Genomic DNA, 15,630 nt, shown 5'->3' on the forward strand with positions numbered 1-15,630 from the left:
CGTGTCGTAGACTGGACGGCGATCACAGCAACCTTTAACACCGTCCTGTGAGGCGGAGAAGGGAGCGGCGGATGAGCACGCGCACCGTGCTGCACGAGGCCGACATCGCCCGGGCCCTGACTCGGATCTCCCACGAGATCCTCGAGTCCAACAAAGGCCCCGAAGGACTCGTCCTCCTCGGGATCCCCACTCGCGGCGTCACCCTGGCCCGTCGCGTGGGTGCGCTCGTCGCCCAGTTCGGCGGCGCCCCGGTCCCGGTGGGATCGCTCGACGTGACGATGTACCGCGACGACCTCCACCGCAATCCGACCCGCGCGCCGCAACCGACGCAGATCCCCGCCGGCGGCATCGACGGAAAGGTCGTCGTCCTGGTGGACGATGTGCTCTTCTCGGGGCGCAGCATCCGTGCGGCTCTCGATGCCCTCCAGGACATCGGCCGTCCCGCTGCCGTGCGTCTGGCGACCCTCGTCGATCGCGGCCACCGCGAGCTGCCCATCCGACCCGACTTCGTCGGCAAGAACCTGCCGAGCTCCCGCGAGGAGCGCGTGAACGTGCGCCTCGCGGAGACCGACGGCGTCGAGGAGGTGACGATCGAGTCATGAGGCACCTGCTCGACACCCAGACCCTCGCCCGCGAGGATGCGCTGCGCATCCTCGACGTCGCGGAGGACATGGCCGACACCCAGCAGCGCGAGGTCAAGAAGCTTCCCACGCTGCGCGGCAAGACCGTCGTCAACCTCTTCTTCGAGGATTCGACGCGCACCCGGATCTCGTTCGAGGCGGCCGCGAAGCGGCTGTCGGCGGACGTCATCAACTTCTCGGCGAAAGGCTCCAGCGTCTCGAAGGGGGAGTCGCTCCAGGACACCGCGCAGACCCTGCAGGCGATGGGGGCGGACGCCGTCGTCATCCGCCACGGCGCGTCCGGAGCCCCGCGCACCCTCGCCACCAGCGGGTGGATCAGCGCGGGGGTCGTGAACGCCGGCGACGGGACGCATGAGCACCCGACGCAGGCCCTGCTCGACGCGTTCACCATCCGCAAGCGCCGGTTCGGCGGCGAGAGCCGGGGCCGCGATCTCGCCGGGGTCAAGGTCACCATCGTCGGGGACGTGCTCCACTCGCGCGTCGCACGCTCGAACGTGTGGCTGCTGAACACCCTCGGCGCGAGCGTCACCCTGGTGTCGCCGCCCACGCTCGTGCCCCAGGACATGACGAACTGGCCGGTCAAGGTGCGGTACGACCTTGACCAGGCGATCGCGGAGGGCCCCGACGCGCTCATGATGCTGCGCATTCAGCTGGAGCGCATGAACGCGGCGTATTTCCCGACTGAACGGGAGTATTCGCGCCGCTGGGGCCTGGATGCCCGCCGACTTCAGGCACTCGGAGCCGATAGCATTGTCATGCACCCCGGACCCATGAACCGGGGCCTGGAGATCTCCGCAGAAGCCGCTGACTCGCCACGCTCGACCGTGCTCGAGCAGGTCGCCAACGGCGTCTCGGTGCGCATGGCCGCGCTGTACCTGCTGCTGGCGGGCGCGGAGCGCACCCCGGCCGAGACCACGTCCACGGCGAATACCCCCGCCCCGGACGGCACAGCGAAGGAGAACACCCGATGAGCGAGACCCTTCTCTTCCGCGGAGCATTGGTCGAAGGATCGACGGCCGCCGACGTGCTCGTCGAGGACGGCGTCATCACCGCCATCGGCACCGGCGTCAGCCGCGCCGGCGCAAGCGAGATCGACGTCGACGGCCTGGTGCTGCTGCCCGGTCTGGTCGACCTCCACACGCACCTGCGCGAGCCGGGGTACGAGGCATCCGAGACGATCCTCACCGGTTCGCGCGCCGCCGCGGCCGGCGGGTACACCGCCGTGTTCGCGATGCCCAACACGTCGCCCGTCGCCGACACCGCCGGCGTCGTCGAGCAGGAGCTCGCCCTCGGCGAGGCCGCCGGCTACGTCACCGTCCAGCCGATCGGCGCTGTCACGGTGGGCCAGAAAGGCGAACGGCTCGCCGAGCTCGGCGCCATGGCCGACTCGCGAGCCCGCGTGCGCGTCTTCAGCGACGACGGCTTCTGCGTGTGGGACCCGCTCATCATGCGGCGAGCGCTCGAGTACGTGAAGGCGTTCGACGGCGTCATCGCGCAGCACGCGCAGGACCCGCGCCTGACCGAGGGCGCGCAGATGAACGAGGGCTCGGTGTCGGCCGAGCTCGGTCTGGCCGGCTGGCCCGCCGTCGCCGAGGAGTCGATCATCGCCCGCGATGTGCTGCTGGCCGAGCACGTCGGCTCCCGCCTGCACGTGTGCCACCTCTCGACGGCCGGGTCGGTCGAGATCATCCGCTGGGCCAAGCGCCGCGGCGTGAACGTGACCGCAGAGGTCACGCCGCACCACCTGCTCCTCACCGACGAGCTGGTGCGCGACTACGACGCGCGCTTCAAGGTGAACCCGCCGCTGCGCCGCGAAGAGGACGTGCTCGCCGTGCGCGAGGGTCTCGCCGACGGCACGATCGACATCGTCGCCACCGACCACGCGCCCCACCCCGCGGAGGCGAAGGCGTGCGAGTGGCACGCTGCCGCCAACGGCATGGTCGGACTCGAGAGCGCCCTGCGCGTCGTTCAGCAGTCGATGGTCGACACGGGCCTCATCACGTGGGGCGATGTCGCGCGCGTCATGTCGCGCGAGCCCGCCGGCATCGGTCGGCTCACCGGTCATGGCACACCGCTCACCGAGGGACAGCCGGCGTCCCTCGCGTTCTACGACCCGTCGCCGCGCCGCACCTTCACGACCGACGATCTGCGCGGCCGGAGCGTGAACTCGCCGTACCTGGGCCGTGAGCTCCCCGGCGACGTCCGCTGGACGCTGCACCAGGGCACGGTCACAGTCGCCGACGGCGCTCTCCTCGACACGCCGGGGGTGCGCGCATGACCCGCGAGGCCGCACTCGGCGTCATGGTCGCGGTCACCATCGCGCTGCTCGGCGTGCTGGTGTGGGCCTGGTGGCGACGAACGCGGCGCGACGCCGCGCTGGTCGCGCCTGTCGGCGAGATCCCCGCGGGCGCCGCGACGCTCTCGGTCTTCCCGACGCTCTACGTCGCGACCACGCGTCACGGCGAGCCGCTCGAGCGCCTCGCCCTCGGCGGCCTCGCCTTCCGCTCGCGCTCGGACGTGACGGTGACCGACGCGGGCCTCGCGCTCGACCTCACCGGCAAGCCGCGCGTGTTCCTCGCGGCCGACCGCATCGAGGACGTCGCACAGGCGACGGTCGCGATCGACCGCGTCGTCGAGCCCGACGGCCTCGTGCGCCTCGCCTGGCGCCTCGACGACGGCACGGTCGTCGACTCCTATCTCCGACCCCAGGATGCCTCTGCCCGCGCCCTCGCGGACGCCGTGGCGGGCATCCTTCCCCCGACCCAGACGGGAACCGACGCATGACCTCCCTGTTCCAGACCGCCCCGGCCGTCCTCGTGCTCGAGGACGGGACCCGCCACGTCGGGCGCGCCTACGGCGCCCTCGGCACCACCATCGGCGAGGTGGTCTTCGCCACCGGCATGACCGGCTACCAGGAGACCCTCACCGACCCGTCGTACGCCGGCCAGATCGTGCTGCAGACGGCGCCCCACATCGGCAACACCGGCATGAACGACGAGGACCCCGAGTCGCGACGCATCTGGGTGTCGGGCTACATCGTGCGCGACCCCTCCCGCGTGGTGTCCAACTGGCGCGCCGACGAGTCCCTGGACGACGCGCTCGTGAACGACGGGGTCATCGGCATCAGCGGCATCGACACGCGCGCGGTCACGCGCCACATCCGCTCCGCGGGCAGCATGCGCGGCGGGATCTTCTCCGGCGAGGTGGCCCGGATCGATCCCGACGAGCAGCTGCGCCTCGTCCGCGAGGCGCCCGAGATGGCCGGGCAGAACCTCTCCGCGCAGGTGTCGGTGGCGGCCGCCGAGGTCACCCCGGCCAAGGGCGAGCGCATCGGCAATCTCGCGGTGCTCGATCTCGGCGTGAAGCAGGCAACGGTCGACAACCTGGCCGCCCGCGGCTTCGACGTGCACGTGCTCCCGCAGGACGTCACCATCGACGACATCCGCGCGATCGACCCGGTCGCGGTGTTCTACTCGAACGGCCCCGGCGACCCGGCGGCATCGGGCGATCACGTGGATCTGCTGCGCGGCGTGCTCGACGACGGTCTGCCGTTCTTCGGCATCTGCTTCGGCAACCAGCTCCTCGGCCGCGCCCTCGGCCTCGGCACCTACAAGCTGCCGTTCGGTCACCGCGGCATCAACCAGCCCGTGCTCGACAAGGCCACCGGCCGCGTGGAGATCACTGCGCACAACCACGGCTTCGCGGTCGACGCGCCCGTCGAGGGACAGTTCGACAGCCCTCACGGCTACGGCAAGGTCGAGGTCAGCCACGTCGGCCTCAACGACCAGGTGGTCGAGGGTCTGCGCGCCCTCGACATCCCGGCCTTCTCGGTGCAGTACCACCCCGAGGCGGCCGCCGGACCCCACGACGCCAACTACCTGTTCGACCGCTTCCGCGACCTCGTCGTCGCGAACCTCTCGCGTGTCGACTCGCAAGCTCGCTCCACGACCGGAAAGCCCACCGATGCCTAAGCGTTCTGACATCAACTCCGTCCTCGTCATCGGATCCGGCCCGATCGTCATCGGCCAGGCGTGCGAGTTCGACTACTCGGGCACGCAGGCCTGCCGCGTGCTGCGCGATGAGGGCGTGCGCGTCATCCTGGTCAACTCCAACCCGGCCACGATCATGACCGACCCGGACTTCGCCGACGCGACCTACATCGAGCCCATCAACTGGCGCGTGATCGAGACGATCATCGCGAAGGAGAAGCCCGACGCGATCCTGCCGACCCTCGGCGGGCAGACCGCGCTCAACGCGGCGATCGACCTCCACAAGAACGGCATCCTCGAGAAGTACGGCGTTGAGCTCATCGGCGCCGACTTCGAGGCGATCAACAAGGGCGAGGACCGCCAGATCTTCAAGGAGCTGGTGATCGCGGCGGGCGCCGATGTCGCAGCATCCGTCATCTGCCACACCATGGACGAACTGCTGGCCGGCGCCGAGAAGCTCGGCTACCCGCTCGTCGTGCGCCCGTCGTTCACGATGGGCGGCCTCGGCTCGGGCTTCGCGTACGACGAGGAGGACCTCCGCCGCATCGGCGGCGCGGGCCTCCACGACTCGCCGACGAACGAGGTGCTGCTCGAGGAGTCGATCCTCGGGTGGAAGGAGTACGAGCTCGAGCTCATGCGCGACACGGCCGACAACACGGTCGTCGTCTGCTCGATCGAGAACGTCGACCCCGTGGGCGTCCACACCGGCGACTCGATCACGGTGGCCCCGGCCCTCACGCTGACCGACCGTGAGTACCAGAAGCTGCGCGACATCGGCATCGACATCATCCGCGCGGTGGGCGTGGACACCGGCGGGTGCAACATCCAGTTCGCCGTCGACCCGAACAACGGCCGCATCATCGTCATCGAGATGAACCCCCGCGTGTCGCGCTCGTCGGCGCTCGCGTCGAAGGCCACCGGATTCCCGATCGCGAAGATCGCCGCGAAGCTCGCGATCGGCTACCGCCTCGACGAGATCCCGAACGACATCACGAAGGTGACGCCGGCGAGCTTCGAGCCGACGCTCGACTACGTCGTCGTCAAGGTGCCGCGCTTCAACTTCGAGAAGTTCCCTGCCGCCGACACCACGCTCACCACCACCATGAAGTCGGTGGGCGAGGCGATGGCGATCGGCCGCAATTACGCGACGGCGCTGCAGAAGGCGCTGCGCTCGCTCGAGAAGCGCGGCTCGAGCTTCCACTGGGGTGATGAGCCCCGTTCGGTGGAGGAGCTCCTCGAGATCGCGAAGACGCCGACCGACGGGCGCATCGTCGTGCTGCAGCAGGCGCTGCGCAAGGGCGCCACGGTCGAGCAGGCCTTCGAGGCCACCAAGATCGATCCGTGGTTCCTCGACCAGATCGTGCTCATCAACGAGGTCGCCGAGTTCGTCGCGAAGGCGGGGGAGTTGGATGCCGCCACCCTCCGCATCGCGAAGGAGCACGGCTTCAGCGACGCCCAGGTCGCGCAGCTGCGCGGTGACAGCGAGGCCCAGGTGCGCGGCATCCGTCACGGTCTCGGCATCCGTCCCGTGTACAAGACCGTCGACACGTGCGCGGGGGAGTTCCCCGCGCTCACGCCCTACCACTACTCGAGCTACGACTTCGAGACCGAGGTGACACCGTCGGAGCGCACCAAGGTCGTCATCATCGGCTCGGGCCCGAACCGCATCGGCCAGGGCGTCGAGTTCGACTACTCGTGCGTGCACGCCTCGTTCGCCCTGTCGGACGCGGGCTACGAGACCGTCATGGTCAACTGCAACCCCGAGACCGTGTCGACCGACTACGACACGTCCGACCGCCTGTACTTCGAGCCGCTGACCCTCGAGGACGTCCTCGAGGTGCTGCACGCCGAGTCCCAGTCGGGGAAGATCCTCGGCGTCATCTGCCAGCTCGGCGGTCAGACGCCGCTCGGCCTCGCGAAGGGCATCGAGGAGGCCGGCTACACGATCCTCGGCACCAAGCCCGCCGCGATCGACCTCGCCGAGGAGCGCGAGCTCTTCTCCCGCCTGCTCGACGACGCCGGACTCGTCGCGCCGCGCAACGGCACCGCGATCGACGTCGACGGAGCCGTCGCGGTCGCCGAGGAGATCGGCTACCCGGTGCTCGTGCGCCCGAGCTTCGTGCTCGGCGGCCGCGGCATGGAGATCGTCTACTCGACCGAGGCGCTGCGCGACTACTTCGTCCGCGTCGCGGGCGAGGCGATCATCGGCCCGGGGCTCCCGCTGCTCGTCGACCGCTTCCTCGACGACGCGATCGAGCTCGACGTGGACGCGCTGTACGACGGCGAGGAGCTCTACATCGGCGGCGTCATGGAGCACCTCGAGGAGGCCGGCATCCACTCGGGCGACTCGTCGTGCACGCTGCCCCCGGTGAGCCTCGGGCGCACCGACATCGACCGCGTCCGCGAGGCCACGCGCGCCATCGCCGAGGGCGTCGGGGTGCGGGGCCTGCTCAACGTGCAGTTCGCGATCTCGGCCGGCGTGCTCTACGTCATCGAGGCGAACCCCCGCGCGAGCCGCACCGTGCCCTTCGTGTCGAAGGCGCTCGGCATCCCGCTCGCCAAGGCCGCGTCGCGCATCATGGCCGGCGTCACGATCGCGGAGCTGAAGGCCGAGGGGCTGCTGCCCGAGCAGGACGGCTCTCGCGTCCCGCTCGACGCCCCCGTCGCCGTCAAGGAGGCCGTGCTGCCCTTCAAGCGGTTCCGCACGCGCGACGGTCAGACCGTCGACTCCGTGCTCGGCCCGGAGATGCGCTCGACCGGCGAGGTCATGGGCATCGACCGCGACTTCCCGACCGCGTTCGCGAAGTCGCAGGAGGCGGCGTACGGCGGCATGCCGCAGTCGGGCACCGTGTTCATCTCGGTCGCCGACAGCGACAAGCGCGCCGTGATCCTCCCCGCCCACCGGCTGCAGGAGCTCGGCTTCGATCTGGTCGCGACCGAGGGCACGGCCGAGATCCTCGCCCGCAACGGCATCGGCGTGCGCGTCGTCGAGAAATACTCGGAGACGCAGGCGTCGGGCGGCACCAACATCGTCGACCTGATCAACGCCGGCGACATCGACATCGTCGTGAACACGCCGTCAGGCGGTGCCACTCGCGCCGACGGCTACGAGATCCGCGCCGCGGCGGTGGCCGGCGACAAGGCGCTGTTCACCACGATGGCGGTGCTCGGCGCCGCCGTGAGCGCGCTGCCGGTGCTGCGCGAGGGCTTCGACGTGAAGAGCCTGCAGGAGTACGCCGCCGATCGACAGGGAGCTGCATGACCTCATTCGGAGAACGCGTCCGCGCCGCGATGGCGGCGCACGGGCAGCTGTGCGTCGGCATCGATCCGCACGCGCACCTGCTGGCCGAGTGGGGGCTGGATGCCTCCGCCGCCGGGGTGCGCGAGTTCGGCCTGCGCGTGGTCGAGGCCGCCGCGGGCCGGGTCGCCGTTGTCAAACCGCAGGTCTCGTTCTTCGAGGTTCACGGCTCGGCCGGCTTCGCCGCCCTCGAGGACGTCCTCGCGGCGGCGCGCGACGCCGGACTCCTCGTGATCGCGGACGCCAAGCGCGGCGACATCGGCACGACGATGGACGCGTACGCGCAGGCCTGGCTCACACCCGGCTCGCCGCTCGAGGCCGACGCGCTCACGGTGAGCCCGTTCCTCGGGGTAGGTGCGCTCGACGGCACGTTCGACGTCGCACTGCGCAACGGCAAGGGCGTGTTCGTGCTCGCCGCGACGAGCAACCCCGAGGCGCTCGGGCTGCAGCGCGCCCGCCACGCCGACGGCGCGACGGTCTCCGCGGGCATCGTCCACGAGGTCTCCGAACGCAACGCCCGCGCGACGCCCGACGGCGAGTGGGGGAGCCTCGGCTTCGTGATCGGCGGCACCGTCGACTGGTCGGACGCCGGCCTTCGGCCGTTCGCGCCGGTGACGCCCATCCTCGCGCCGGGCTTCGGTCATCAGGGGGCGGAACCGCACCATCTCGGTGCGCGCTTCGACGTCCTGCAGGAAGCGGTGGTAGCGTCTGAGAGCCGCAGCATCCTGGCTGCCGGACCCGACCGGCTCGCCGCGCGCATATCCGAGCGCGCCCTTCTCTACCGTGGTGATTGAAATGCCCGAAGCACAGACTCGGCCCCCCGAGGTCGATCGCGTCGCCGCGTCGCGCCGTGCCGTCGCCGCCCGCCGTGAACGCGCCGCCCTCAAGAAGGACGTCGCGATGCGGGTGATCACGCCGCAGGAGCTGCTGCGACGGGCCCTCGCCGAGCCCACGTCGCCTGCCGGCGCGATGCGCGTTCCGGAGTTCCTCACCGCGATCCCGGCGATCGGCGAGGGCAAGCGCGACCGCATCCTGCACGACCTCGAGATCTCGCCCGTCAAGCGCCTCGGCGGCCTCGGCTCGCGCCAGCGCGAGGACCTGCGCCAGTTCCTCGACAGCCGATGGCCCGAGTCCGAGCCCCGCGCCGGCCGCAGCCGGCTCGTCGTGCTGGCCGGTCCCACCGCCGTGGGCAAGGGCACCGTGGCCGCGTACATCAAGGACCACCACCCCGAGATCCTGCTGTCGGTGTCGGCGACGACGCGGGCGCCGCGCCCGGGCGAGGTCCACGGCGAGCACTACTTCTTCGTCGACGACGCGGAGTTCGACCGCATGATCGCCGACGGCGAGCTGCTCGAGCACGCGACCGTCCACAACGCGTACCGCTACGGCACACCGCGCGGCCCCATCGAGAAGGCCCTCGCCGAAGGGCGCACGGTGCTCCTCGAGATCGACCTCCAGGGCGCGCGGCAGGTGCGCGAGGCCGACCCGTCGGCCACCCTCGTGTTCCTCCTGCCGCCGAGCTGGGACGAGCTCGTTCAGCGCCTCGTCGGCCGTGGCACGGAGGACGCCGCAGAGCGCGCCCGTCGGCTGCGCACTGCGAAGACCGAATTGGCCTCGCAAGGCGAGTTCGACTACCGCGTCGTGAACGACGACGTCGCCCACGCGGCCGACGAGGTCGCCCGCCTCGCGCGCTGAGGGCGTCCCGTCACGTAGAATGGTGGGATGCCTCGGCACCCCGAGGCTCCGCAGACTCTCTTTCCCATCCGATCCAGGAGGTTTCGCCATGGCCGGAACGAACCAGGGCATCATCGAGCCCCCCATCGACAGCCTGCTCGAGAAGGTCGACTCGAAATACCAGCTCGTGATCTTCGCGTCCAAGCGCGCGCGCCAGATCAACGACTACTACTCCGACCTCCACGAGGGCAACCTGTTCGACAACGTGGGCCCGCTCGTCGACTCGACCGTCGAGGACAAGCCGCTCACCATCGCGATGCACGAGATCCACGAGGACAAGCTGCGTCTGCGCCGCGCGGAGTAATCCGTCACCTCCTCGATGCCCCCGAAGACGGCTGTGTCCGTCGTCGGGGGCATACTGGTGTCCGCCTCTCGGCGCCCGGACCTCACGATGACCGGAGCCACGACAACTGGAGTACCGATGACCGACCTGCGTCTGTTCACGTCCGAATCCGTCACCGAGGGCCATCCCGACAAGATCTGCGACCAGATCTCGGACTCGATCCTGGACGCGATCCTGGACGCCGATCCGAACGGGCGCGTGGCCGTCGAGACCCTCGTCACCACCGGTCTCGTCCACGTCGCCGGCGAGGTCTCGACCTCCGCGTACGTCGAGATCCCGGCGATCGTCCGGGGCGTCGTCAACCGCATCGGCTACACCTCCAGCGAGACCGGATTCGACGGGGACTCGTGCGGCGTGAGCGTCTCGATCGGCGCGCAGTCCTCCGACATCGCGGCCGGTGTCGACAAGGCGTTCGAGCGCCGCGAGGACGGCTCCGAGGATCCGCATGACCTTCAGGGGGCGGGCGACCAGGGCATCATGTTCGGCTACGCGACGACCGAGACGCCGCAGCTCATGCCGATGGCCGCGTGGACGGCGCATCGCATGGCCGAGCGCCTCGCCGAGGTGCGCCGCTCGGGCGCGCTGCCGTTCCTGCGACCCGACGGCAAGACCCAGGTCACGCTCGGCTACGACGGCGCGACGCCGAAGACCGTCGAATCCGTCGTCCTGTCGACCCAGCACCACCCCGACATCTCGCAGAAGGCGCTGCGCGCCGCCGTGCGTGCCGAGGTCATCGACCCGGTGCTCGAGGCGACCGGTCTCGAGCTGCCCGACGTGAAGTACTACATCAACCCGGCCGGTCCGTTCGTCATCGGCGGCCCCAAGGGCGACGCCGGCCTCACCGGCCGCAAGATCATCATCGACACGTACGGCGGGGCGTCGCGCCACGGCGGTGGCGCGTTCAGCGGCAAAGACCCGTCGAAGGTGGATCGCTCGGCCGCGTACGCCATGCGGTGGGTCGCGAAGAACGCCGTCGCCGCGGGGCTCGCGGACCGTCTCGAGGTGCAGGTCGCGTACGCCATCGGCAAGGCGAAGCCCGTCGGGCTCTATGTCGAGACGTTCGGCACCGGCCGCGTGGCCGACGACGCGATCACCCAGGCGATCCTCGACGTGTTCGACCTGCGCCCCAAGGCCATCATCGACCAGCTCGACCTCCTGCGGCCCATCTACGCGCAGACCGCGGCGTACGGCCACTTCGGCCGTGAGCTGCCGGACTTCACGTGGGAGCGCACCGACCGCGCCGACGCATTGCGCTCGGCAGCCGGACTCTGACGCCGGCCGCGTGACCGCGGTGCACGACGACGAACCCGGCTCCGTCGATCGGTCGCGGCGCCCCCGCCGCGTCGCACGCGTGCTGATCGACTCCCCGCTGCCGCAGCTCGACCGTCTATTCGACTACGAGATCCCCGCGGAGCTCGCCCCCGACGCCGTGCCCGGTGTTCGCGTGCGTGTGCCGCTGCGCAGCGCCGGGCGGATGGTCGACGCGCTCCTCGTCGAAGTGGGGGAGCCGGATGCCTCCGACCGCCCGCTCTCGCAGCTCGAGGCCGTCGTGTCGCCGGTGCCGGTGCTCACGCCGCCGCTGTACGCGCTGGCCCGCCGCGCCGCCGACCGGGCCGCCGGGTCGGCGGGCGACATCCTGCGTCTCGCGATCCCGAAGCGCATGGTCCGTGCCGAGAAGGCGTGGCTCGCCGCCGACCCGCCGGCAAGCCCGGTGATCGACGGTGCGGATCGTGCGTGGGCCGACGGCGTGCTCGCGGTCTATCCGGGTCTCGCCGACGCCCTCGACCACGGCGAGCGCCTTGCGCTGGACGCCCCGCCCGTACCCGCGACGCTCGATGACGGCACCGTCGTCGGGTCTTGGGCGATCCTCCTCGCCGCGGCGGCGACGCACACCCTCGCGGCGGGGCGGAGCGCCGTGATCGCCGTGCCGGATCACCGCGACCGTGCGCAGCTCGAAGCCGCGCTGGCTGCCCGCATCCCCGCCGATGCGCTGGTCCGCGACGATGCGAAGCAGAGCGGCCCGATCCGGTACGCCGCGTTCCTGCGCACCCTTGCCGAGGCGCCGTGCGTGGTGATCGGCAACCGCTCGACGGTGTACGCGCCGGTGTCCGACCTCGGACTGGTCGCGCTGTGGGATGACGGCGACCCGCTGCTGGCCGAACCGCTCAGCCCCGGCGTCCACGCCCGCGACGCCGCACTGCTCCGGCAGGAGCTGCACGGTGGGGCCCTCGTGTTCGCGGGGCACACCCGCACCACCGACGTCGAGCGCCTTGTGGCCGTGGGCTGGGTGCGCGACCTCCCCGCAGCACGGCGCGTGAGCCCACGCGTCGTGCTGAGCGCGAACCGTGAGGGCGAGTCGCGCGCCGCGCGGGTGCCGTCGTCGGCGTTCGCCGCCGCGCGCGAGGCGCTCACCCACGGGCCCGTGCTGGTGCAGGTCGCGCGCCCGGGATACGCCCCGGTGCTCGTGTGCGCGACCTGCCGGCACCCCGCCCGCTGCGCGCACTGCGGCGGGCCGCTGCACGCGGCCCGGCAAGGCGCCGTGCCCACCTGCGCGTGGTGCGGCCGCGCGGCGAACGCGTGGGCGTGCCCCGAGTGCCGCTCGACCCTGCTCCGCATGGCCTCCTCCGGCAGCGAGCGCACCGCCGACGAACTCGGGCGCGCCTTCCCGGGTACGCGCGTGATCGTCGCCGACGGCGATCACCCGGTGACCGAGGTCGATGCGCGTCCCGCGCTCGTGGTCGCGACACGCGGCGCGGAGCCGCTCGCCGCGGGCGGGTATCGCGCGGTGATCCTGCTGGACGGGGATCGGATGCTGATGGCCGACGACCTGCGCATCGGCGAGTCGTGTCTGCGCTGGTGGTCGAATGCGGCTGCCTTGGCCGCTCCGGCGGCCCCCGTGCACCTCGTCGGCGTCGGTGGAGAGGTCGCCCGCGCGCTCGCGACATGGACGCAGGCCGCGTACGCGCGCTCGGAGCTCGCCGACCGTGCCCCGCTGCGCATGCCGCCGACCGTCCGGGTGGCCTCCGTCGACGGTCCGCGTCGCGCGGTGGACAACGCCATCGCCGCGTTGCGCACCGCCGTCCCCGAGCTCGACGGCGACGCCGTGCTCGGTCCGATCGCGCACGAGGAGTCGGTCCGTGCTCTGGTGCGGTTCGACTACGGCCTGGGCTCCCGCGTGACCGAGAGTCTGCGCGCGTCCGTGGTGAGCCATGCGATGAAGGGACGCGGCCCCGCGAAGGGTCGCGCGCCCGGACCCGCCCATACACTGAAGGTTCGGGTCGACGTGCCCGATCTCGATCTCTGACCCTCGACCTCCAGGAACGTCATGCGTCTCGTCTTCGCCGGCACACCGGCGCCGGCTGTGCCGTCGCTGCGCCGGCTCGCGGCATCCGTTCACGACATCGCCGCGGTCATCACCCGCCAGGACGCCCCCCTCGGGCGCAAGCGGGTGCTGACGCCGTCGCCCGTCGCGGCTGCCGCCGAGGAGCTCGGGCTGCCGGTGATCCGGGCGGGCCGGCTCGATGCCGCCGTCACGGCCGAGATCGCGGCGCTCCAGCCCGACCTCGGCGTGATCGTCGCCTACGGCGGACTCGTTCGCGAGCCGCTCCTGTCGGCGCCGGCCCACGGCTGGATCAACCTGCACTTCTCGCTGCTGCCTCGCTGGCGCGGCGCCGCACCGGTGCAGCATGCGCTCATCGCCGGCGACGCTCGCACCGGGGCGAGCGTCTTCCAGCTCGTGCCCGACCTCGACGCGGGCGATGTGTTCGGCGAGCTCGCCGTCGACGTCCCGGCCGACGCCACCGCGGGCGACCTTCTCGCCGCGCTGGCCGACGACGGTGCGGGACTGCTTTGCGACGTCGTCGACGCGATCGCCGCCGGCACCGCCATCGCGCGCCCCCAGCAGGGCGAGACCACGTACGCGGCGAAGCTCGGCGACGACGACGGCCGCATCCGCTGGGACGAGCCGGCCGGGGCTGTGCTCGGCCGCATCCGCGGCGTCACGCCCGAGCCTGGCGCGCACACCACGATCGACGGTGCCCGGTTCAAGGTCCTCGCCGTCGCGACCGCCCCCGGCGACGCTCCTTCGCTCGCCCCGGGAGAGATCGCGCTGCACGGAAAGCAGGTGATCGCCGGGACCGCATCCTCACCGATCGTGCTCGAGACCGTCCAGCCGGCCGGCAAGGGCGCGATGCGCGCGGCTGACTGGTGGCGAGGGCTCCGCGAGGCGACCCCGGTGGCGGGATCGTGAGCCGCACGGTCGCGGCGCGCCGAGTCGCGTACGACACGCTGCGGGCCGTCCACGAGTCGGACGCGTACGCCAACCTGCTGCTGCCGACGGCGATCTCCCGCGCCGGACTCACGACTGCCGACGCCGCGCTCGCCACCGAGCTCACCTACGGCACGCTCCGGCGCCAGGGCACGTACGACGCGGTGATCGCGATCGCCGCCGACCGCCCCGTCTCCGACATCGATCCGGCCGTGCTCGACGCGCTGCGGCTCGGCGTGCACCAGCTGCTGTCGACGCGGGTGGCCTCCCACGCCGCGGTGAACGAGTCCGTCGAGCTCGCCCGCGGGGCGGGCGGACGCGGCGCCGCCGGGTTCACGAACGCTGTGCTGCGGCGGGTGTCGCGCGATACTCCGGGCGACTGGATGACGCACGTCGCCGCGAGCGCGCGCTCCGACGACGAGCAGCTCGGCCTGCTGTTCTCGCACCCCGTGTGGGTGGTGCGCGCCTTCCGGCGGGCGCTGGCGGCGGAGGGCCGCGTCGAAGAGCTCGAGGCGCTGCTCACCGCCGACAATGCATCGCCCCGCGTCACGATGGCGGCCCTTCCCGATCTGGCGGGCGTCCCCGACGACGCGCGTCGCACGCCGTTCTCGCCGATCGGCTTCCGCCTCGGCGGCGGCGACCCCGATTCGCTGGTGCGCACGTCGCGCGGCCGCATCCGCGTCCAGGACGAGGGCTCGCAGCTCGCCGCCCTCGCGCTGACGCGCGCCCTGCCGGTCGCGGAGGGCGAGCGCTGGCTCGATCTCTGCGCGGGTCCCGGTGGCAAGACCGCCGTGCTCGCCGCCGAGGCGCGGGTGGGCGGGGCCGTCCTCGAGGCCAACGAGATCTCGCCGGCACGCGCCGGGCTCGTCCGTCAGGCTCTCGCCGGCGTCCCGCTCGAGGTGCCGGTCTCGGAGGAGGACGGCCGAGTCCGCGCGCAGGAGGCGCCCGAGACCTACGACCGCATCCTCGTCGACGCCCCGTGCACCGGGCTCGGCGCGCTGCGCCGTCGTCCCGAGGCGCGATGGCGCAAGGCGCCCAGCGACGTGCCGGCACTCACCGAGCTGCAGCGCGAGCTGCTCACCGAGGCCGTCGGCGCCCTCAAGCCCGGCGGTGTCGTCGCGTACGTGACGTGCTCGCCGCACCTCGCAGAGACGTCCGGCGTCGTCGCCGACATCCGGAGCGAATGGGGCGCTGCGCTCGAGGAGATCTCCGCCCGCGACGTGATCACGTCACTGTCGGACGCGGACCCCGGTCTGCCGCCGCAGGCCGACGGCAGCGGGCGCGCTCAGCTGTGGCCGCACCGTCACAACACCGACGCGATGTCGATCTCGCTGCTGCGTCGAGTCTGAGCCGTCGAG

General features: G+C 71.8%; 13 protein-coding genes. All 13 read left to right on the forward strand.

What is annotated here, in order from left to right; translation table 11 throughout:
- Positions 1 to 71: 71 nt before the first annotated feature.
- The 13 genes from pyrR to MRBLWH7_RS04580 all read left to right on the forward strand — a co-directional run bounded on the left by pyrR (position 72) and on the right by MRBLWH7_RS04580 (position 15,621).
- Entirely contained in the window at positions 72 to 602 is a 531-nt protein-coding gene (pyrR, locus tag MRBLWH7_RS04520) for a bifunctional pyr operon transcriptional regulator/uracil phosphoribosyltransferase PyrR (RefSeq protein WP_341999562.1), read from the forward strand.
- Positions 599 to 1,612, forward strand: coding sequence for an aspartate carbamoyltransferase catalytic subunit (locus MRBLWH7_RS04525; protein WP_341999563.1), 1,014 nt, complete (start codon positions 599 to 601; stop codon positions 1,610 to 1,612). The genes pyrR and MRBLWH7_RS04525 overlap by 4 nt, the downstream gene beginning before the upstream one ends.
- Positions 1,609 to 2,919, forward strand: a complete 1,311-nt coding sequence (locus MRBLWH7_RS04530; RefSeq protein WP_341999565.1) for a dihydroorotase — start codon at positions 1,609 to 1,611, stop codon at positions 2,917 to 2,919. The genes MRBLWH7_RS04525 and MRBLWH7_RS04530 overlap by 4 nt, the downstream gene beginning before the upstream one ends.
- Positions 2,916 to 3,425, forward strand: coding sequence for a hypothetical protein (locus MRBLWH7_RS04535; protein ID WP_341999567.1), 510 nt, complete (start codon positions 2,916 to 2,918; stop codon positions 3,423 to 3,425). The genes MRBLWH7_RS04530 and MRBLWH7_RS04535 overlap by 4 nt, the downstream gene beginning before the upstream one ends.
- Positions 3,422 to 4,612 carry a glutamine-hydrolyzing carbamoyl-phosphate synthase small subunit gene (gene carA / locus MRBLWH7_RS04540; RefSeq protein WP_341999569.1) on the forward strand — a complete coding sequence of 397 codons (1,191 nt, stop codon included), beginning with the start codon at positions 3,422 to 3,424 and terminating at the stop codon, positions 4,610 to 4,612. The genes MRBLWH7_RS04535 and carA overlap by 4 nt, the downstream gene beginning before the upstream one ends.
- The gene (carB, locus tag MRBLWH7_RS04545) at positions 4,605 to 7,892 is read left to right on the forward strand and encodes a carbamoyl-phosphate synthase large subunit (RefSeq protein ID WP_341999571.1); all 3,288 of its coding nucleotides are present in this window, start codon (positions 4,605 to 4,607) and stop codon (positions 7,890 to 7,892) included. The genes carA and carB overlap by 8 nt, the downstream gene beginning before the upstream one ends.
- Entirely contained in the window at positions 7,889 to 8,722 is an 834-nt protein-coding gene (pyrF, locus tag MRBLWH7_RS04550; RefSeq protein ID WP_341999573.1) for an orotidine-5'-phosphate decarboxylase, read from the forward strand. The genes carB and pyrF overlap by 4 nt, the downstream gene beginning before the upstream one ends.
- A 1-nt stretch (position 8,723) precedes the next feature.
- A complete protein-coding gene (gene gmk, locus MRBLWH7_RS04555) occupies positions 8,724 to 9,623 on the forward strand; it encodes a guanylate kinase (RefSeq protein WP_341999576.1) in 900 nt (299 codons plus the stop codon).
- A gap of 88 nt (positions 9,624 to 9,711) precedes the next feature.
- On the forward strand, positions 9,712 to 9,966 hold the full coding sequence (gene rpoZ, locus MRBLWH7_RS04560) for a DNA-directed RNA polymerase subunit omega (protein ID WP_018170775.1): 255 nt from the start codon (positions 9,712 to 9,714) through the stop codon (positions 9,964 to 9,966).
- Between the two features lie 117 nt (positions 9,967 to 10,083).
- Complete coding sequence (metK, locus tag MRBLWH7_RS04565; RefSeq protein ID WP_341999579.1) at positions 10,084 to 11,277, forward strand: methionine adenosyltransferase; 1,194 nt, start codon at positions 10,084 to 10,086, stop codon at positions 11,275 to 11,277.
- A 10-nt stretch (positions 11,278 to 11,287) separates the two neighbouring features.
- Positions 11,288 to 13,309, forward strand: coding sequence for a primosomal protein N' (locus MRBLWH7_RS04570; RefSeq protein ID WP_341999581.1), 2,022 nt, complete (start codon positions 11,288 to 11,290; stop codon positions 13,307 to 13,309).
- 21 nt (positions 13,310 to 13,330) lie between these two features.
- Entirely contained in the window at positions 13,331 to 14,254 is a 924-nt protein-coding gene (gene fmt, locus MRBLWH7_RS04575) for a methionyl-tRNA formyltransferase (protein ID WP_341999583.1), read from the forward strand.
- Positions 14,251 to 15,621 (forward strand): transcription antitermination factor NusB, encoded by a 1,371-nt coding sequence (locus tag MRBLWH7_RS04580; protein ID WP_341999586.1) that lies wholly within the window; start codon positions 14,251 to 14,253, stop codon positions 15,619 to 15,621. The genes fmt and MRBLWH7_RS04580 overlap by 4 nt, the downstream gene beginning before the upstream one ends.
- Positions 15,622 to 15,630 lie beyond the last annotated feature (9 nt).

The organism is Microbacterium sp. LWH7-1.2 (assembly GCF_038397755.1).
In the GTDB taxonomy this organism is placed as follows: domain Bacteria; phylum Actinomycetota; class Actinomycetes; order Actinomycetales; family Microbacteriaceae; genus Microbacterium.